General features: G+C 71.0%; 16 protein-coding genes and 1 pseudogene. 14 read left to right on the top strand and 3 right to left on the bottom strand.

Translation table 11 applies throughout. The features are described from left to right. Positions 1–8: 8 nt before the first annotated feature. The gene (locus H4W80_RS09425) at positions 9–1103 is read right to left on the bottom strand and encodes an Lrp/AsnC family transcriptional regulator (RefSeq protein WP_192784738.1); all 1095 of its coding nucleotides are present in this window, start codon (positions 1101–1103) and stop codon (positions 9–11) included. Positions 1104–1393: 290 nt separating this feature from the next. Here H4W80_RS09425 and H4W80_RS09420 point away from each other — a divergent pair, with 290 nt between their 5' ends. The 8 genes and pseudogenes from H4W80_RS09420 (at position 1394) to H4W80_RS09390 (ending at position 9547) form a co-directional block, all read left to right on the top strand. Beyond that, entirely contained in the window at positions 1394–2899 is a 1506-nt protein-coding gene (locus H4W80_RS09420; RefSeq protein WP_192784737.1) for an ABC transporter substrate-binding protein, read from the top strand. Positions 2900–2904: 5 nt separating this feature from the next. After that, positions 2905–3921, top strand: a complete 1017-nt coding sequence (locus H4W80_RS09415) for an ABC transporter permease (RefSeq protein ID WP_192784736.1) — start codon at positions 2905–2907, stop codon at positions 3919–3921. After that, positions 3908–4495, top strand: a pseudogene (locus tag H4W80_RS64445) (ABC transporter permease); the annotation flags it as partial. The gene H4W80_RS09415 and the pseudogene H4W80_RS64445, both read left to right, overlap by 14 nt. A gap of 142 nt (positions 4496–4637) precedes the next feature. Beyond that, positions 4638–5591 (top strand): ABC transporter ATP-binding protein, encoded by a 954-nt coding sequence (locus H4W80_RS60440; RefSeq protein ID WP_225963337.1) that lies wholly within the window; start codon positions 4638–4640, stop codon positions 5589–5591. After that, positions 5584–6390 (top strand): ABC transporter ATP-binding protein, encoded by an 807-nt coding sequence (locus tag H4W80_RS09405; RefSeq protein ID WP_192784735.1) that lies wholly within the window; start codon positions 5584–5586, stop codon positions 6388–6390. Before H4W80_RS60440 ends, H4W80_RS09405 begins: the two co-directional genes overlap by 8 nt. Next, positions 6387–7628 (top strand): metal-dependent hydrolase family protein, encoded by a 1242-nt coding sequence (locus H4W80_RS09400; RefSeq protein ID WP_192784734.1) that lies wholly within the window; start codon positions 6387–6389, stop codon positions 7626–7628. Before H4W80_RS09405 ends, H4W80_RS09400 begins: the two co-directional genes overlap by 4 nt. A gap of 38 nt (positions 7629–7666) precedes the next feature. Next, positions 7667–8227 carry an SMI1/KNR4 family protein gene (locus tag H4W80_RS09395; protein ID WP_192784733.1) on the top strand — a complete coding sequence of 187 codons (561 nt, stop codon included), beginning with the start codon at positions 7667–7669 and terminating at the stop codon, positions 8225–8227. A gap of 9 nt (positions 8228–8236) precedes the next feature. Then, on the top strand, positions 8237–9547 hold the full coding sequence (locus tag H4W80_RS09390) for a serine hydrolase domain-containing protein (protein ID WP_192784732.1): 1311 nt from the start codon (positions 8237–8239) through the stop codon (positions 9545–9547). A 211-nt stretch (positions 9548–9758) separates the two neighbouring features. Here H4W80_RS09390 and H4W80_RS09385 read toward each other — a convergent pair whose 3' ends face one another. Beyond that, on the bottom strand, positions 9759–10064 hold the full coding sequence (locus H4W80_RS09385; protein WP_192784731.1) for a hypothetical protein: 306 nt from the start codon (positions 10062–10064) through the stop codon (positions 9759–9761). 99 nt (positions 10065–10163) lie between these two features. On the opposite strand from H4W80_RS09385, the gene H4W80_RS09380 reads away from it, so the two are divergent. From H4W80_RS09380 to H4W80_RS09370, 3 genes are read left to right on the top strand one after another with little or no spacing between them, the layout of a single operon-like run. After that, entirely contained in the window at positions 10164–10547 is a 384-nt protein-coding gene (locus H4W80_RS09380) for a YbaB/EbfC family nucleoid-associated protein (protein WP_192784730.1), read from the top strand. Continuing rightward, positions 10547–16597 (top strand): NUDIX domain-containing protein, encoded by a 6051-nt coding sequence (locus tag H4W80_RS09375; protein WP_192784729.1) that lies wholly within the window; start codon positions 10547–10549, stop codon positions 16595–16597. Before H4W80_RS09380 ends, H4W80_RS09375 begins: the two co-directional genes overlap by 1 nt. 31 nt (positions 16598–16628) lie before the next feature. Further along, the gene (locus H4W80_RS09370; protein ID WP_192784728.1) at positions 16629–17144 is read left to right on the top strand and encodes a hypothetical protein; all 516 of its coding nucleotides are present in this window, start codon (positions 16629–16631) and stop codon (positions 17142–17144) included. Between the two features lie 10 nt (positions 17145–17154). Here the strand turns inward: H4W80_RS09370 and H4W80_RS60435 are convergent, their stop codons facing one another. Continuing rightward, a complete protein-coding gene (locus H4W80_RS60435; protein ID WP_225963336.1) occupies positions 17155–17280 on the bottom strand; it encodes a helix-turn-helix domain-containing protein in 126 nt (41 codons plus the stop codon). A gap of 57 nt (positions 17281–17337) precedes the next feature. On the opposite strand from H4W80_RS60435, the gene H4W80_RS09365 reads away from it, so the two are divergent. The 3 genes from H4W80_RS09365 to H4W80_RS09355 all read left to right on the top strand — a co-directional run bounded on the left by H4W80_RS09365 (position 17338) and on the right by H4W80_RS09355 (position 19733). Next, positions 17338–17583 (top strand): hypothetical protein, encoded by a 246-nt coding sequence (locus H4W80_RS09365; protein ID WP_192784727.1) that lies wholly within the window; start codon positions 17338–17340, stop codon positions 17581–17583. Between the two features lie 75 nt (positions 17584–17658). Continuing rightward, positions 17659–18195: a hypothetical protein gene (locus H4W80_RS09360; RefSeq protein ID WP_192784726.1), complete on the top strand. Its 537-nt coding sequence runs from the start codon at positions 17659–17661 to the stop codon at positions 18193–18195. 170 nt (positions 18196–18365) lie between these two features. Next, a complete protein-coding gene (locus H4W80_RS09355) occupies positions 18366–19733 on the top strand; it encodes a cytochrome b (protein ID WP_192784725.1) in 1368 nt (455 codons plus the stop codon). Positions 19734–19754 lie beyond the last annotated feature (21 nt).

Genomic DNA, 19754 nt, shown 5'->3' with positions numbered 1-19754 from the left:
CGTTTCGCTCAGGCTAGGAAAGGCGCCGCGAATGAGCGTCGATCGGCGTTGATCCCGCATGAAACATCGGATTTTCGGGCCGAGCCCGCACGAAGCTGCTCGTCGAACACCGGCTGGCCCCCGACGGGCACGTAACGCAGGCGCCGGCTGTCGAGATCGAGGATGTAGCCCGTGCGCTTGGCGATCCTCGGCACGATCCACCTGTCCTTGACCAGCAGCTTCGGGAACAACGACGACAGCCGGCCCTCGATCTCGTCCAGCTCCTGCAGGTTGCGCAGCCACAGGAAGACCGCGAGGTTGGCCTCACCGGTCACCGAGGCGCACATCCGCACGTGGCAGAGCAGCCGGAGCGAGGCGATGAGGCGTTCCAGGTCGGGGTGTTTGACGTCGAGCCACAGCACCGCCCCCGCCGACCAGCCCAGGAGGGTGTGCGCGAAGTCGACGCGCCATCTGACCCAGTCCGCGGCGAGCAGCGCGTCGATGTCCCGGGAGATGACCGAGATCGAACGGCCCAGCTCCCGCTGCATGTCGGCGGCGGTGCGGCGGACGTCCGTGCTGAGCGCCTCGATCACGTCGAGGTGGGCGGGTTTGCGGTGCTCGGGCGGCTCGGACGGCCGGAGCAGGTGCAACGCGCGGGCCTGCTCGTCGGAGAGCACGTTGAGCCGCCAGCCCGACCCTTCCAGGAAGATCCTGCGCAGGTAGTGGGTGCGGGTGCCGACGATGCCGGGGACGCCCGCGATGTGCTCGTCGATGTAGCGGTCCATGGAGAGCAGGGTGCGCATCGAGATCATGACATAGAGGTCGCGGGCACCCGACGTGCAGTGCACGCTGATGATGGGGCCCTGCCGGCTGAGCTCGGCGATCACGTCGCCGCGCTGGCCGGGCGCGCATCGGATCTCGACCAGGGCCGAGATCTCCTTCTGGCCGGTGCGCGGCTCGCACTCGAAGCAGCTCGTCCACACCTGCCGCTGCTGGGTGAGGGCCGACCAGCGGCGCGAGATCGTCGAGGGGTCCACCCGGAGGATCCTCCCGAGTTGGACCCACGGGACCCGGGGATGGATCTGGAGCGCGTTGATGATCTGAAAGTCCAGCCCGTCGACCATGCGCCTCATCCTGCACGGACAGGACCGATCCGCCCATGACGGTGTATCGCCTGCCGGACCGCGGCGTAGGATCGGCTGTCAGAGACACGGCTCCGTGCAGGGAGCCGTAACGCGAGGGAAACCTCCGGCGAAGCCCGCGGGAAGGATCGTGCGCCCGGGCCCCGATATCACTCAATTCCGTGCGCTCTGCGTCGCGAAAGGCCTGGAACCGGCAGGCGACACCTAGGCTCGGCGCCATTCATTCTCGCGAGTGCGCTGGAGGATCAGTGTTTCGCAATTCCATTCTCGCGATGGCGCTCGTGGTGGGCCTGGCCGGATGCGGCGTCGCCGAGGGGGCGACCGACACCATCAACATGTCGCTGAACACCGATCCGGCGACCTTCGACCCGGCGCTGGCCAAGGGCGGCGACGACTTCACCGTGGCCCGGCTGCTGTTCGACACGCTGGTGCGCAAGGACTCGGGCAACTCCCTCGTCGGCGGCATCGCCTCCGCGTGGCAGGCGCAGGACGCGGCGCACTACACGTTCACCATTCGTAGCGGTCTGACCTGTTCGGACGGCAAACCGATCACGCCGTCGGTGGTGGCCGCCTCGCTGACGCGGTTCGCGGCGAAGGAGACGGGCTCCTCGGGCCGCACGCTGGCGCTCGGGTCGGGCACCGCGACGTTCACCGCCGACGACAAGACGGGCACCGTGAAGGCCGCCCTGTCCGTCCCGTGGTCCGACTTCCTCACCGGGCTGACGCTGCCGCAGGCCGGGATCGTGTGCCCGGCGGGCCTGAGCGACCTCAAGGGACTCGCCGCCGGGAAGGCCGCCGGGGCGTTCTCCGGCCCGTACGCGCTGACCTCGTCCCAGGCGGCGGTCTCCTACCAGCTGACGCTGCGCGACGGCTACGCGGCCTGGCCGGCGTTCGCCAAGCCCCTGGAAGGCGTGCCCGCCAAGCAGCTGAACCTCACGCCGATCACCGACTACGCGACCATCGCCACCCAGTTGCTGGCCGGCAGCCTGGACGTCGGCGTGGTCTCCGACGAGAACGTGGCCCGCTTCGACGGCAACGCCCGCTTCTCCACGTCGAGCGCCTCCAACACCACGACGTACCTGCTGTTCAACGAGCGTCCGGGAACGGCCTTCGCCGACAAGCCCGAGCTGCGCGCCGCGGTGGCCCAGGCCGTCGATCCGCAGGCGTTCAGCGACATCATCAGCGGCAAGCGGGGCAGCACGATCCTGTCCGTCGGCTCGGCCAAGCTCCCCTGCGTGAACACCGACCGGTCGCTGCTGGTCCCGCAGGACTCCGCCGCCGCCGCCAAGAAACTGGCCGGGGTCCGCGTCCGCATCGTCGGCACGACCCTGCTGCAGGGCGGCAACGACTACATCGGCGAGGCGCTGCGCAACGCCGGCGCGAACGTCTCCGTCAGCTCCCTCGACAACGCCAACTGGGCCACGGTGACCACGGCCGGCGGCTCGGACTGGGACATCAACGTCCAGGGCGACAACAACCAGCTGGGCACCCTCACCTCCTCCCTGCTGCGGGTGATGGGCCCGGTGACGGAGAAGGGCGGCCGCAACAAGACCGGATCGGTCAACGACAAGGGGTACGGCTTCGTCACCGAGGCCATGAGCGTGACCGACGACGACGGACGCTGCGCCGCCCTGCAGTCCGCGCAGAAGTCGTTCCTCCAGCGGGTCGACGCGATCCCGCTGTCGACCCTGCCCACCACCACCGTCGTCGCCGGCGGGTTCGCCATCCGGACCTTCGACGACTACCTCGACCCCGCCACCCTGCGCATCATCAAGTAGCCGACATGACCTCTCTTTCCACGCCCGGTCCGGGCGTCCGGTCGCGGGGCTCCTCCGCCTGGCCCGGGTTCGCCCTGCGGCGGCTCACCAGCCTGGTCGTGATCTTCATCGCGCTGCTGGTCGTGTCGTTCCTCATCGTCCAGCTCATTCCCGGCGACCCGGCGGTCGGCGTCGCCGGGGCCAACGCCGATCTCGCCGACGTCCAGCGGGTCAGGGCCGAGCTGGGGCTCGACCGGCCGATCTGGGAACGGTTTTTGGTCTACGCGGGCGGCGTCTTCTCCGGCGACCTCGGCACGTCGTTCATGTACCGGCAGCCGGTGGAGACGATCATCATGAACCGTCTCCCCTTCACCGCCACCATCGCGGTGACGGGAATCGTCGTCGTCCTGCTGGTCGCCGTCCCGCTCGGCATGCTCATCGGCGTGCTCACGCGCGGCGGCCGGCGCAGGTGGCTGGACACCGCCTTCGGGGTGGTGACCGGTTTCCTCGACTCGATCCCCGGCTACATCATGGCGTCGTTCCTGGTCGTCATGTTCGCCCTCGGCATCGGGCTGGTGCCGCTCTTCCCGCCGGCCTACGCGCCCCGCTTCGGGACCGCGTCGTTCGTGCTCCCGGTCGCGGCGATCGTGATCGGCCCGATCTGCACCATCTCCCGGGTCGTCCGCCGCGAGACGGCGGTCGTGCTCGACACCGACTACATGCGCACGGCCCGCGGCTGGCGGCTGCCCGCCTCCCGCCGCCACGTACGGTGGGCGCTGCCGAACCTGCTCACCACCACGCTCACCCTGAGCGGGCTGATCCTGACCGGCATGATCGGCGGCGCGATCATCATCGAGTCGGTGTTCGCGCTGCCCGGCCTGGGCAGCGGCATCATCAAGGCCATCCTCGACCGCGACTATCCGGTCATCCAGGGCATGGTGCTGGTCATCGGCATGATCGCGGCGCTCGTCAACCTCCTCGTCGACGTCCTGCTCGGGCTGATCGACCAGCGGACCCTCGGAGGGTCGCATGTCTCCGCGTAGCCGGCCCCGCCGCCGCAACCCCGGGCTCGTGCTCGGCCTGGTCCTGCTGGGCGGCGTCGCGCTGATCGCCGTGCTGGCCCCGATCCTGTTCACGGAGCGGGCGGCCGTGCTAGGCCCGCGGTTCGCCGCGCCCTCGTCCGGGCACTGGCTCGGCACCGACGCGGCCGGCCACGACGTCCTGCTGCGCAGCCTGGTCGCCACCCGCCTCACCCTGCTGATGACCGTCGGCGCGACGGCCATGTCGGTCGTCTTCGGCGTCGTCCTGGGCACCGGCGTCTGGCTCGTGCGGCCCCGCGTCAGGGAGGTCTGCCTGCGCGTCATCGACGCGATGGTGGCCTTCCCCGGGCTCCTGCTCGCGCTCGTCGTGGCGGCCGTGCTCGGAGCGGGCGGCTCCTCGGCGGTGATCGCCATCGGCCTGTCCGGCATCCCCTACTTCGCGCGCCTCACCGCGAACCTCGCCGCGAAGGTCTCGCAGCAGGACTACGTGTCGACCGCGGGCCTGCTGGGCGTGAGCCGCGCCCGGATCGCGACCAGGCACATGCTGCCGAACATGGCCGAGCCGCTGCTCGTGCTGACGGCCTCGACGTTCGCGGCCACGCTCACGGCCATCTCCGCGCTGTCGTTCGTGGGGCCTCGGCGTCCAGTCGCCCTCCTACGACTGGGGCAAGCTCCTGAACGAGGCCCTGCCCTCGCTCCTGGCCGAGCGGCCCTTCCAGATGGCCGGCCCGGCGTTCCTCATCGTCCTGACCGGGCTGGGCGCGGTCCTGATCGGCGACGGCCTCGCGGCGGCGGCGAACCCGCGCGGGCACACCGCACGGGTCCGTGGCGGAACACCCCCGGCCGCGCAGGAGGGGACGAGCGACCAGCTCGCCGACGTGCGCGACCTGTGGATCCACGCCGGCGACACGCCGCTGGTCAAGGGCATCTCCTTCGGCATCGGGCGCGGCGAGATCGTCGGCATCGTGGGGGAGAGCGGGTCGGGCAAGACCCTCACCGCGATGTCGCTCGCGCGGCTGCTGCCGGACGGCCTGACCTCGACGGCGAGCCGCATGGCGGTCGGCGACCTGGACCTGCGCCGGCCCGTCCCGCCGGCCCTCATGGCGGAGGCCGTCAGCCTGATCTACCAGGACCCGGGCTCGACGTTCAACCCCGCGCTGCGCATGGGCACCCAGCTCACGGAGGTGCTGCGGACCCACAAGCGCCTCGGCGGGCGGGAGGCCGCGCGGCGCATCCTCGACGCGCTCCGGGTGGTCCACCTGACCAGGCCCGAGCAGCGCATGAAGCAGCATCCGCACGAGCTCTCTGGCGGCATGCGGCAGCGCGCCATGATCGCCGCCGCGCTGGCCGTCGAGCCGCGCCTGATCATCGCGGACGAGCCGACCACGGCCCTGGACGTCACCGTCCAGGCGGAGATCCTGCGCGAGCTCAAGCGCGTCAACCGCGAGTTCGGCGCCTCGATCATGTTCATCTCGCACGACATCGGGGTGGTCCGCGCGCTGTGCGACCGCGTCCTGGTGATGTACCGCGGCGAGATCGTCGAGGAGGTCGTCGCCGCGGAGCTCACCGTGGAGACCGCCCGCCACCCGTACACGAGGGCCCTGCTGGAGGCCACCCCCGACATCGACGCGTCGTGGACGCCGCCGCGCACGAAGGAGCACTCGCATGGATGAGGAGACGGCCGTCGAGGTACGCGACCTCGAGGTGGGCTACGGCTGGGGCAAGAACGCGACGCGCGTCCTGCACGGCATCACCCTGGACGTCGCCCGGGGCCGCACGGTCGGCATCGTCGGCGAGTCGGGATCGGGGAAGTCGACGCTGGCCAAGGCGCTGGTCGGGCTCGTCCGTCCGACCGCCGGGAGCGTCCGGATCGGCGGCGTCCCCATCTCCTCCGCGCGGGGCGCGGGCCGCCGGGCGCTGAGGCGCAAGGTCCAGCTGATCCCGCAGGACCCGTACTCGTCGCTCGACCCCCGGCGCACGATCGGCGAGGCGCTCGCCGAGGCCGTGGACCCGCGCCGGGCGGACGTGCGGCGGCACCGGGACGAGATCGTCCAGTGGCTCGAGGCCGTCAGGATGCCCGCCGACACCATCGACCGCTACCCCCACGCGTGCTCCGGCGGGCAGCGGCAGCGGGTCGCGATCGCACGGGGCCTGATGATCCGGCCCGAGGTCGTGATCGCCGACGAGATCACCTCCGCGCTCGACGTCTCGGTCCAGGCGGAGATCCTCCACCTGCTCGCCAAGCTGCGCGGCGAGCTCAACCTGACCATGCTCTTCATCTCGCACAACCTCGCGGTCGTCCGGCACGTGAGCGACGAGGTCGTGGTGCTCTACCACGGTGACATCGTCGAGCACGCCCCGGCCGCGGACCTCTACGGGAGTCCGCGGCACGCGTACACCCGCACCCTGCTCGATTCCGTCCCGGGCGCTCCAGGCTTCGACATCGAACCCCGTCAGAAGGACTCCGCTTGACCACCCACCGAAAGCTCCGCCTCGCCAACGTCAGGATCATCAACGGCACCGGGGCGCCGCCCGTCGAGGACGGCGTCCTCGACGTGACCCCGGACGGCGCCATCGGCTTCGCCGGCCCGGCGGCCGAGGCCCCGCAGGTCCACGGCGCGGACGTCCGCGATCTGCGCGGCCGGACGCTCCTGCCGGGGTTCGTGGACTGCCACGTGCATATGGGCTTCTCCTTGGCGAACGGCCCCTTCCACGCCCTCCAGAACGATCCCGCCCTGACCGTACTCGAGTCCGCCGCGCGGCTCCGGGCGACCCTCGAGGCCGGCGTCACCAGCGCGCGCGACCTCGGCGGGCTGTCCTCGGGTTTCCGCGAGGCGATCGAGCGCGGGCTGATCCCGGGCCCGCGGCTGAAGCTCGCGGTGAGCCCGATCAGCCACACCGCCGGGCACGGGGACATGCACCTGTACGGCGGGACGATCACGCCGACCATGCCCGAGCTGATCGAGATCGCCGACACCGTCGACGAGGTCCGCAAGGCGACGCGCCGGGTGCTGCGCCAGGGAGCCGACCTCATCAAGATCTGCACCACCGGCGGCATGGGGAGCAGGCACGACCACCCCGACGACGAGGGACTGCGCCTGGACGAGGTCCGGGCCATCGCCGACGAGCTCGACCGGCACGGCGGCAAGCCCATCGCCGCGCACGCGCAGGGCCGCAAGGGGATCCTGACCGCCCTGCGGGGCGGGGTGACCAGCGTCGAGCACGGGTACGGCATCGACGACGAAGGACTCGACCTCCTGGAGGAGCGCGGCGCCTTCCTCGTCCCGACGCTGTCGACCGTGTTCGCCGTCAACAAGGAGACGATGCAGCCGTACCACTACGCCAAGAAGGTGAAGTGGTCCGAGATCACCAAGAGGAACATCGGCCACGCGATCGCGCGCGGAGCCAGGATCGCGCTGGGCACGGACGCCGGCGTGTGCCCGCACGGGGAGAACCTGCGCGAGCTCGGGCACCTCGTCGGGCTCGGCATGTCCCCGATGGCCGCCATCGTCGCCGGGACCCGTACCGCGGCCGAGCTGCTCGGCATCTCCGGCGAGGTGGGCACGCTGGAGGCGGGCAAGCTCGCCGACCTCGTGGTCACCGACGCCGACCCGTTGCGGGACATCCACGCGCTGGCCGACCCCGCGCACATCGAGATCGTCATGAAGGGGGGCGCCATCGTCAAGGACCTCGCCCGCCTGGGGCCGTGAACCGGAAACGTCGGTCGTGCTGGATATCTTCACCCACCATGAGCACCCCGTACGCGTGGTCCACCCTCTTCCCGGAGGTGGGGGACCGGGTACCCGCAGGTTCTGACCCGTCGCTGACGGACACGTACGCCCTGCGCCCCCCGGCCCGCGAGGCGGACGTGCGCCGGCTCGAAGAGCGGCTGGGCATGGAGCTGCCGCCGAGCTACCGGCAGTTCCTCCTGTTCGCCGACGGCTGGGGCGACGCCGACGACGAATACTGCCTGCGGTCCACCGCGACCGCCGGCTGGTTCCGCGACCTCGAGCCCTGGTTCGTCGAATACTGCTCACCCGAGGGCCACACGCCCCGGAGCGTGCCCGACGAGCTCTACTTCGACTACAGCGAGAAGCAGGACTGCATCAACCTCAGGGAGGAATACTTGCCCGACCTCCTCTTGGTCGGGCACTGGGACGACGGGTGGACCCTTCTCAATCCCCGCGTCAAGACCGCCGAAGGCGAATGGGAGGCCTGGTTCCACGCGCCCTGGCTCCCCGGCGCCAACCGCTACAGGTCGTTCTGGGACCTCATGGAGTACGAGGACCGCAGGCTTAAGGGCCACTAGCCTGGCGGGATGGAGTGGAATCTGGGCGAGCTTGTCGCGAAGTACGACGTACCGGGCGCACAGGTCGCCGTGCTGGTCAACGGGGAAATCCAGGACGAGGCCGCGGGCGTGCTGAGTCTGCGCACCCGGGTCGAGGCCACGACCGACTCGGTGTTCAAGATCGGCTCGATCACCAAGATCTGGACAGCCACGCTGATCCAGCAACTGGTCGACGACGGTGTGCTGGATCTTGACCGTCCCGTTCGCGACTACCTGCCCGGCTTCCGGCTGAGCGACCCGGCCGCCACCGAGTCGCTGACGGCCCGCCACCTGCTCACCCACACCGGCGGTATCGACGGCAACCACTTCATCGACACCGGTCGCAACGACGACGCGATCGAGAAGTTCGTCGCCACCCTCGCCGAGGCGGACCAGCTCCTCCCGCCTGACACCGTCTTGTCCTACTCCAACAGCGGGTACGTGGTGCTCGGCAGGCTGGTGGAGGTGTTACGCGGCAAGCCCTTCCACGACGTGCTCCGCGAGCGCCTGGTGACACCACTGGGCCTGCGCACCGCCGCCACCGACACCTACGAGGCGATCCTGCACCGCGCCGCGGTCGGCCACGTCCAGAGCGGCGGAGAGGTCGTCCCGGTGAAAGCGTGGGCGGTTTCCTACTACTCCGCGCCCAGCGGCTCGCACTTCGCGATCAGCGCACGCGAGCTGCTGGAGTTCGTCCGCCTGCACCTCACCGACCCCGCGCTGGCGGCACTGCGCGAACCCCAGGTCGAATCCGTCCCGGACTTCGGCGGCGGCGTCATCGGCTGGGGACTCGGCTGGATGCTCTACCAGGACGGCGTCGTCGGCCACACCGGTGTCGCCAAGGGGCAGAAGGCATGGCTACGCGTCGTCCCATCGGCGGGTGTGGCGGTCGCCGTGCTGACCAACAGCGCGGGCGGTGCGCCGCTGGCCTACGAGATCTTCGATGCGGTGCTCAGGGACCTCGCCGGCGTCGAGACGGCACCACTCCCCGTGCCGCCCTTGAACCCGATCCAGATCGACGCGGACCGCATGTGCGGCACCTACCGCTCCACCCTGTACGACATCACCCTCACCAGCGAGCACGACCGCGCGTTCCTCATCTATCGCGCACGCAATGAACTCGCCGAGTCCGTCCTCGGCGGGTCCGAGAACCGCGTCGAGGTCGTCCGCCTCAACGACAGCTCGGTCATCACCGCCGAACCGAAGTCGGACGGCCACCAGGTCCTGTCCCTGGTCGGCTCCGACGGGCACGGCCGCGCCCGCTTCCTGCACAACGGCGCCGCCGCCTACCGGATCGCCTGATGGTCAGCGCCGGCGAGTGGCCGGTCGGGGAGGTGCCGAGACCTTTGATGACAACGCCACTCCACCGGCAACAGCAAATACGCCTGGCATTACAGGACGGCGCCGGGACGCGGCAAGCGATCTGTGCCGAGCCGACCCTGATCGGCTCCTGATTCGCCCCCGGGAGGATGGCGGTCGTCCTAGCCGCCTTCCCCGGTCGGGACGAAAGCTCTCAGCTCCGCAGGGTGCTGGCGTCCTCGCCGGCCTTGTACGTCTTCGACGCCAGGTGCAGCCGGTTCTCCTGCTCCTTGAGCGCGGACGCGAGCAGGCCGAGCCCTCTGCCGATGCTCTCCATCCGCTGCCCCCGCGCCTGCCAGTACGCGCGGCCGTAGTCGTCGTCGCCCAGGGCGGTACGGGCCACGCTCGACGCCGCCTCGAACCGGGTGTGGGCGCCGGACACGTCACCGGCCATGCCGTCCGCCGCGCTCGCCAGCCGGTGGAGGTGGGTCTTGCTGTAGACGACGCCGTCGTACTCCACGGCTGGGGAGCCTAGCCGGGAAGTGAAGACATCGGTGGAAGAATCGGGAAAGAATGGTGTTTCTGAGGTTTTTGGTGCTTGTGAGGGACGGAGGTGACGATGGACGAGCCGTGGCGGCTGTTGGAGCAACTCGTTCAGGAGGTCAACCAGCAGACCGAACAGCTCAAGAAGATGCAGGAGAAGGTACGGGAGCTGTCGGCGACGGCGAAGTCCAAGGACGGCATGGTGACCGTGACCGTCGGTCCCCGCGGTGAGGTGCGCACGATCGAGTTCGACCCCCGGGTCTACCGCAAGCTGTCCCCGTCGGAGCTGTCCGCCTCCGTCGTCGAGCAGATCGGGCGGGCGACCAGGCAGGTCTCCACCGAGATGAAGGAGCTGATGGAGCCCTTCGGCATGCCGGACCTCCCGTTCGAGGACCTGTTCGGCGAGGGAACGAACCTCGAGTCGTTCCTGCCACGGCCCGGTACCCCAGAGCCGCGGTGATGGGACTCGATCTCAGCCTGGTGCCCGAGATCGTGCGGCCGCTGGCGCTGCCGCTGACGGGCGGGGCACTTCCGGAGACCGATGTCGACGGCGTCATCGCCGAGGCGCAGGTGCTGGAGAACCTGGCGGACCTGCTGGCCACGATCAAGTCGGACGACGCCGCCGCGGTCGTGCGGTCGCTGCGCGACCACCAATGGCAGGGCGCCGCCAAGGAGACGTTCGAGCAGGTCTTCAAGGTGCTCGGCGGGCAGCCGGACGCGGACGGCCCCCCTTCGGACGAGACGCTGATCGACCTCCTGGAGAAGTCGCTCCGGGAGGAGGCGGCGGCCCTGCGCGAGCACGGCGTGCGGATGCAGCACACCGAGTGGATGATCTACGCCTCGCTCGCGCTGCTCGGCGCGATGATCGTCAAGCTGCTGGTGTGGATCTACGTCAACGGCCCGGCCGTTCTCCGGCTGATCCAGCACAACGCGCTGCTGACCCAGGTGAACATCCAGACGCTGAAGCGGCTCGTCCTGGTCAACATGCTGAAGTTCGCCGGGATCATGGGCGGCCTGGACCTCGGCGTGCAGGTGGCGCAGCAGATCTGGGGGGATCGCGAGGCGGGGGACTTCGACCTGGCGTCCCTGGCGATGTCGCTGGGCAGCGGCGCGCTGACCGGTGCCCTGTTCGCCGGCGCCAACGCGGCCCTGTCACGGCTGCTGAGCCGGCAGATGGTGTACGTCGCGTCCGAGGCCGAGCTCGCGGTACGCGACAAGATCGCGGCGATCGCGCAGAGCATGTACGGCCAGGCGCTGCTGGGCGGAGCGGCGGGCACCGCCGGAGCCGTCCCGGGGCTGGCGCTCAGCGGGCAACTCGACGGCGAGCACCTGGCGTACACCTTCATCTCCGGTGTCGCGGGCGGCCTCGACATCCCCGCTTCGGCCCGGGTGAGCTTCATCCCGATGCGGGCGGTCGCGGAGCTCGGGGACACCCCGCCCGTTTCGTCCCCCCATGCCGACCCGCCGCCCTCATCCGGCGGCCAGCCCCTGTCCTCGCCCCGACTCGTACCGCACGACCCCGCCGCTCCGCCCATATCGGCTGACGCGACCGCTCCGCCGGTATCGCCTGACGCCGCCGCTCCGCCGGTACCGCCTGATGCCACCGCTCCGCCCGTACCGCACACCGCCGCCCCGCTGCCCGCAGGGCGCGACGCCACCGCCGTGGCGCAGCACCACCCCGGGCCCGAACAGCACGCCGACGTCGCCACCCTGATCAACCGGCAGCAGCCCGAACCGGGGACCAACCTCCCCCAGCCGCACCAGGGCCAGGTGATCGTCGGCGAGGTCACCCGGCGCCAGGACGTGCTTCTGCACACTCCGGTCGGAGACAGGGCCGAGCAGGGCGGCACCCTCGCACCACCACCCCAGCAGAACCTGCCCGCCGCCCGAGCCCCGATCGGCGACACCGTCCCCACCGTCCCGCGGGCCGAGCCCGCGACTCCGGGCAGCCTCCCTCGCACGTCGCTGCTCCCGGCCACGGTCCCGGCGATCATCACCCCGACCCCCGACGCCCCCGGCTCCGGCGAACAGGCCAACCACCGCCAGGCGCAGGACAGCCCGCCTCCCGAAACCACCGAAACGGCGCCGACCGTCCAGGAGCGGCACACGGATGAATCCGCCCCCTCGCCGCGCGACGGCAGCGACCACAGCGACGGCAGCCACCGCAGCGATGGCATCGACCGCAGCGAGCCGCCTGCGACCGCTCCGCTTGCGACCGATCCGCCTGCGACCGATCAGCGGGCGCCGGTAGTCTCTCCGGAGACGCCCCAACACGCGCATACGGACCTCCAGGGCGGCCAGACCATCATGCCCAGGTCCAGCCCGCTGCCCGAGAACCCGCGCCGGATCGAGCCGGTGACGCGCCAGGTGGCGGACCTGCTCAGCCGGGACGGCGCCTACGACCCGATCAGCGGTCCCGCCTGGGAGGCCGCCCATTCCGCCACGGTGGATCGGCTGGCGGACGCGATGCGGTCCTCGACGAAGGACATGCTCGGCGTGGGCCGCAAACGAACGCTGCAGGCCGCGGTCGGCGACCCCGCGAGCGACCTCGTCCAGAGCGAGGTCCGCGTCATGGGAAAGACCATCAGGACCTGGCAGGCGGTCGAACGGAGCGACCTGCCGTCCTTCGTGGAAGGCGCCCGCAGGTACGCGGAAGGCGAACGCCGGATCATCCAGCGGCTGCCGTTCGACTCGCCCGAAGCGCACCGGACGGCGCGACGGCTGGCCGTCGAGGAGCTGCTGCGTACCTGGGGCTACGGCGCGAGCGAGATGCTGCCGGAGCGGCTGGCCATGCACATGGCCGCGCTCGACGAGTTCGGGCTGACCGGGGTTCTCGACCTGTCGGCGTACGGTGATCCCAGCCGCGCCAGGACGGCCGCGAAGGTCCACGCCCGCTCCGGTGACATGCTGCGCGACTTCCTGCGGCAGCAGTACGCGCAGACGCAGCGCGAGCTCGAAAGCCGCGGCATCGAGGAGCTGGTGCTCTACCGGGGGATCACCTTCGGTCGGCATCCGGTCCCCGGCCTGGCGGAGGCCGCGAACGGGGACGTCGTACCGGCCCCGCCGGCGCTGCCGCTGCAGTCGTGGAGCGCCATGCCCGGGGTCGCCAAGCGGTACACCGGCCTGGGGGACGGGGCGGTCATGGCGGCGGTCTTCCCGGCCTCCCAGGTGCTGTCCACGCCGTGGACGGGAATGGGGCAGCTGCCTCTCAACGAGTTCGTCGTGCTCGCCACGCCCGGCGAGGTCACCGTGCTGCGGCCGCCGCACGTCACCGAGACACCCGCCGCCTATTCCGACCTTCCACCCGGCTGGCAGGTCTCCAAGCCCACCGACGGATGGATCCAGTGCGAGCAGGGTCACCGGCACTGGGGCACGGAAGGCGGGGCCGGTCTGCTGCTCTTCCACCGCGCTCCCGGCGGTGAGGTCCACGTGCTCATGCAGCTGCGTTCCATGGAGACGCAGCACGGAGGGACGATGGGGCTGCCCGGCGGCGCCCTCCACCGCGGCGAGGATCCGGTCGACGGCGGCTTCCGCGAAGCCGGCGAGGAGAACAGGCTGGACCCGAGTGAGGTGACGGTGCGCGGGGTCCACCATGACGACCACGGCGGCTGGGCGTACGACACCGTCATCGGCGAGATGTCCCACCGGGCCGACGTCTGGCCCGCCTCCCGCGAGTCGCTCGACAACGTATGGGTGCCGCTGGAGGAGGTGCCGGGCCTCAACCTGCACCCCGACCTCGCGCGGGCCTGGCCCGACGTACGCACCGAACTCGACCGCGTCCTGGCGGCTCCCGGCACCGGCCCCCGGCCACCGCACCCGGCGAACCCGGCGAACGCGCCGCACCCGCACGAGGCGCCCGGCCTCCTCGACATCGACGGGTTCTCGCCGATCGCGGATCCGCGGCCCCGCAACTTCGCCGAAGCCGCCGCGATCGTCCACCGCTGGGCACCCGGCAACGACCGCCCGCACCACGACGGCTCGCACCACGACGGCTCGCGTCAGGAGGGCTCGCGTCAGGAGGGCTCGCACCACGACGGCTCGCGCCAGGAAGGCTCGGGCCAGGACGGCCCGCCGAACCGGATCGAGCGGCTGCTGAGCAACCCCCCGGCCGAGCCGGACGAGGTCCTCCTGGAGGGCCGGCGCCTGGTGGAGGAGCTGCCCGTCATCGACGGGGGCGACACGACGGCAAGAGCCCTGGCCTCGATGAGCCGGACCCTCAACTGGCCGAACCCGCGAAGGGCCCTGCACGACCTGGCCTCCGAACTCGGCCTGGACCTCGATCTCGACGCCTTGGTGGAGGTCTACGAGAATGCCCGGCGATCCGGCCTGAACCCGGACGGCACGACCAGCCGTACGAACCTGGTCGACGCTCTCAGAAACGCCATGGCGGCGGACTCCTATCGCTGGACGGGGCAGCGGTACCAGGCCCGGTTCTCCCTCCCCGAGGCGACCGCCGCGCAGGCACGCACGATCGGGCTCATGGCCGAGATGATGGGGGAGCCCATCACCTCCGCCAAGGTCCGCAGCTTCGTCAAACCCGTGCTCGACCGGTACGGCATCGGCGACGTCAAGGAGTTGCTGCCGGTCGTCCGGGCGGCCCACGAGAGGGGCTACTTCCCGGCTGGGACGGCCGGGGAGGCGGAGTTCTGCGCCGCCATGGACCGGTTCTGGCAGGACGACCCGTACCTGTGGAACGGGGTGCTGCTCGCCGAAAGATACTCCTTGCCCGAGCTGCGCGACCCCATCGCGCGGCTGTCCGCGCGCCTGGAGGAGATCGTCTCGAACTCCGGCCGTGACACCGTCCCGCCGCTGGAGCGCCTGGCCGGCGACCTCGGGATGGGACGCTCCGCCGAGCAGCTCGTCCGCCTGGCCGCGGACGCGCAGGCGGACGGCGCCGACCTGGCGCGGGCGGCCGACCGCGAGGACCTCGTCGGCCGCCTCGGCGCCTACCGGGCGCGCGACCCGTACCTTTGGGACGGGCGGCGGATCGCGGCCGAGCGCGGCCTGACGCGGTTGAGCGACGACGAGGCGCGCGTCCTTTCGCGCCTCGCCGAGAGCACCGGCTCCGAGTCGCCGTCCCGGATGTGGGTGTTCGATCCGCTGCGCCGGTTGGCGGGGGACGCGGGTTACCACCATTCCGTCGAGCAGTTGGTGCGGCAGGCCGCCGTGGCACTGCCGCACGTCGTCGACCTCGTCGGGCCGGTCGACAGGCAGGTGGTGCTCGACGCCCTGCGCGTGAACGTCGTCCCGCGGCCGGACCCGCAGCAGGTCCCGCCGGGCCTGCACGACCTGTCGCCCGCGGCCGTCCGGGACGCCCGGCAGGCCGCGGCCGACGCGCACACGCAGGCCAGGCAGGCTTTCCACCAGTCCTCCCTGCGCCGCACCGTGTCGCGCCTGGTCGCCAACGACCCGCTGGCCGTGGCCAAGCAGGAGCTGGTCGCCTCGCTGGAGGCCCGCACCCGTGCGTGGCAGCGCTGGCCGGAGCGCCCTGAAGTGTCGTTCACCGGGGATTTCGCGGCGTATCGACGGGCTTACGACCAGGCGGTGGAACGCGCCGTCAGGGGAGAGCCGGTGATCCCCTACCTGCTGGAGAACGCCACCGCGTCCCTGGCGGCCAGGGACGGCGGGCGCGGGTTCGGGCTGGAGATCGAGTTCGACCTGCCGAAGCACAACCGTCACCAAGCCCTGCGGGCCATCGCCCGTGCGCTGCACGCGGCCGGTCTCACCGGCGACGACCAGGTGCACGACTACCACACCATGCAAGGCGAGGGCTACCGGTCGGGCAAGAACGGCGGGCGCGGTCTGTGGAGGCTGGAAAAGGACGGCACGGTCGACGGCGAGCTGGTCTCGCCCATCCTGTACGACGAGCCGGCGACGTGGGAGAACCTCCGCGTCGCCATCGAGATCATCCGCTCGCACGGGGGCACGGCCGGCGCCTCGGCCGGTGGGCACGTCCACGTGAGCACGCACGACTACGACCACATCCCGGAGAACTACACCAGCGTGCTGAATTACGCGGGTCATCACACCGACACCCTGTTCAGACTCGGGCACAATCCGGAACGGGAAAGCCACCGAGGCGTGGAGCAGTGCCGGCCCAACCGGCTGCCGGCACCGGGCTACGAGTCGATTGCGCGGGTGCGCAATCTCAACACCCGCAAGTCCGCGGTGAACATGGAGAGCATGAAACGGACCGTGAAAGACCACATCGAGTTCCGGCTGTGGGACGGTTCGCTCGACGCCGCCGTGATCCAGTCTCAGGTGAAGGTGTCGCTCGCGCTGGTCGAGGCGGCGTTCCGCAACGCGACACTGGGCGATCTGCCCAACCTGGGCCAGGTCGACCGGCTGGGCACCCACGCCGAGCTCCTCAAGCTGGAGCCCGGGCTGGACCTCACCGAGCGGGGCAGCATGTCCTTCCGGGTCCTGATGGACGAGCTGTTCTGGCGGGCCGCCGACAAGGAGCAGCTCACCGCCCTGTTCGCCGCCACCCGCTGGGTGCCCGCGACATGAACGACCTCACCACGGAACGGGAGGCCGGCCGGTGGCCGTGATCATCCGCAACTCCTCGGCGGCGGAGCCACCCCCGGCCGCCCCGGTCAACGGCGACGGCCGGCCGTACCGCTACGAGATGATCTACGCGGGCGGCACCTATCGCGGCTACGCCGACGACGCCGCCGAGCTGACCGGGATGCTCATCCCCGGCTACGCCGCGCTCGCCACCGATGACGAGCGCGCCGCGGCTCGGGTCCTTCTCGCCATAGACCTGCAGGTCAGGCTGCAGGCCCAGCTCGCGGCCGGACCGGAGCTGGTCGCCTGTGACGAGGCCGAGCGCGCCGTCCTGCTCGGCGGCCGGCACGAGCCGCCGGCCCCCTCCCGGTGGGAGGCGCCGGTGCCCCTGGTCCTGGTCTCGGCCTTCTACGAGCCCGCCGGGACGCTGCCGCGGCCGTCCGGGCCGGCCGAGCTCCAGGTCTGGCTCGACCCGGCCGACGACTGGGCCCTGCTGACCAGCCTGCACACGACCGGCATGATCGTCGTGGGGGCGCGGGGCGACACCTGAGGCCGGACGTTCACTCGACGGTCTCGGCCTGGAGCTCGTTGAGGTAGTTGCAGACCGTGAAGCGGCTGACGTTGAGCCGCTGGGCCGCCTGGTCCACCGCGCCGGCATGGAGCCGCCCGTCGACGCCGGAGGCCACGCCCCGGCGGACGTCTGGCGGTGGGGCGCGACGTCCCCCTTCGGCGACTGGCCCTACATGGACTCCCTCGCCCGGCCGATGCGGCGGGCGCCGGCGATGCGGCTGCTCATCTGCACCGGCCTGTTCGACCTCACGACGACGATCGGCGCCGCCCGGCACGCCGTACGCCAGTCGGCCTGGCCCCGCGAACGCGTCCGGACGGCCGGCTACGCCGGGGGCCACATGATGTACAGCGTGGAGGCGAGCCTGCGGGAGCTGTCCGGCGACCTCCGCGACTTCGTGAAGGGCACCCCTGGGACATAATAGGTACGCGATCCGCCCGGTTTCTTCTATGTTTGTCCCTGGCCGTGACCATGCGCCCAAGGAGATGTGTTCGTCGTGAAGAAGCCCCTCGAAGGAGCCGCCCTGCGGGCCGGTGCCGTCGCCGTCGCGCTGACAGCCGGCCTGCTGACCGCCTCCCCGGCCGGCGCCACCGCCGCGACCGGCACGCAGGCCGCCGCCCCGGCCTCGCAGAGCGCCGCCGCCGCGGCCCGCCCGGCCAACGGCAGGATCATCTACGACGGCCTCAGCGGCGGCCGCGGCGTCCTCAAGATCAAGAACGGCACGTCGAGGGACGGCGTCGTCACCCTCGTCAAGGGCAGGACCAAGGCGATCAGCATCTACGTCCGCGCGAAGTCCTCCGCGAGCATCAAGGACGTCAGGGACGGCTCGTACCGGATCTACTTCACCACCGGCTCCCGCTTCAGCACCAGCAAGCGCAGGTTCGCCGTGGGGGCCAGCTACCAGCGCTTCACCGACCGGTTGAAGTTCGTCACCACCGCCACCTCGTACAGCATCTGGACCATCACCCTCCACCCGGTCAAGGGCGGCAAGGCGCAGGCCACGCAGATCAACCCCAAGGACTACCCGGCCTGATCGCCGCCGGCCGGAGTCAGCGGGCGGCGGTCTCCTTCCGAAGCGCGCGGCGCGGCGGGCCCGCATCACCCGCCGCGCGGTGACGCGAATCACCGTCACCGGAGCCTCGCCAGTGTCACACCTCGCGCCCCGAATCCGTCTTGTGGGTGAGGCACGTTTAGGGGGCTCACATGCGTTCGTTGCCGGCCAAGCGCCGCTCGTTTCAGTTCTCCCACTGGTCGTTCATGTTCGCGGAGATCGCCGTCTGGTCGTTCGTCGTCCTGGCGGTGACCGGCGCGGTGCTGATGGTGTTCTACGACCCGGGCATGTCCCAGGTCACCTATGACGGCTCATACGGCCCGCTGCGTGGACTCCTCGTCAGCAGGGCCTTCGACTCGACCATGCACCTGAGCCTGGAGGTGCGCGGCGGCCTGCTCATCCGCCAGGTCCACCACTGGGCGGCGCTCGTCTTCGTGGCGGCCGTCGTGGCGCAGCTGCTGCGCCTCTTCCTCACCGGCGCGTTCCGCCGCCCGCGCACCGGGCAGTGGCTGATCTGGGTGACGCTGCTGGCGCTGGGCATGGCCGCGGGCGAGACCGGCAACGCCCTGCCGGACGACCTGCTGTCGGGCGGGAGCCTGTGGCTGATCAAGTCGGTCGCGCAGTCCGTCCCCGTGGTGGGCACCTGGGCGCTGTCACTGCTGTTCGGCCCGGACTTCCCCGGCGACAGGGTCATTCCGGTCATGTACGGCGGCCACCTGCTCGTCGCGGTCGTCATGGCCGCGCTGCTGATCGCCCGCGAGCTGCTGGTACGGCGGCACGGCCACTCCCGGTTCGTCGTCTCGCTGCCGGCGCGGCGGAGCGCACGCCCGGCGATGGCGCTCGCGACGATCGGCATGCTGATCATCCTCGGGTTCGGGTTCCAGATCGCCCCCATCTGGCTGTACGGCCCGGCCACGCCGACGCAGATCTCGGCGGGCTCGGTTCCCGACTGGTACATGGGCTTCCTCGACGGCGCACTCCGGATCATGCCCGGATGGGAGCTCGCCATCGGGGACTACACGCTCAGCCTCGCGGTCATCGTCCCCACGCTGGTGATCCCCGGGCTCTTCTTCACCGTCCTGGCCGCCTACCCGACGGCCGAGCGCTTCCTCGCCGCGCGGCGCGCCCGCCGCGACGCCCAGGGCCGGCCGAAGACGACGGCCCGCATGGCCCGCGAGACGCCCGCGCACGACCTGCTCGACCGGCCCCGCGAGACGCCGGTGAAGACGGCCGTCGCGGTCGCCGGCGTCACGTTCTACGGCCTGCTGTGGGCCGCCGCGGCCAACGACCAGTTCGCCCACCAGTTCCACCTCACGGTCGACGCTGTGACGATCTTCTTCAGGTTCGCCGTGGTCGTCGGCCCCGTCATCGCCTTCGTCGTCACCCGATGGATCTGCCTGGCCCTTCAGCAGGAGGATCGCCACGTGGCCGAGCACGGGGTGGAGACCGGGATCATCGTGCGCTCCCCGGACGGCGGATTCCACGAACGGCAGGCGCCGGCGATCACCGCGGGACGATGAGAACGGCAAAAAAACACGACA

This window comes from Nonomuraea angiospora, assembly GCF_014873145.1.
Taxonomy (GTDB): Bacteria; Actinomycetota; Actinomycetes; order Streptosporangiales; family Streptosporangiaceae; genus Nonomuraea; species Nonomuraea angiospora.
This window is presented reverse-complemented; position numbering and strand designations above follow the sequence as displayed.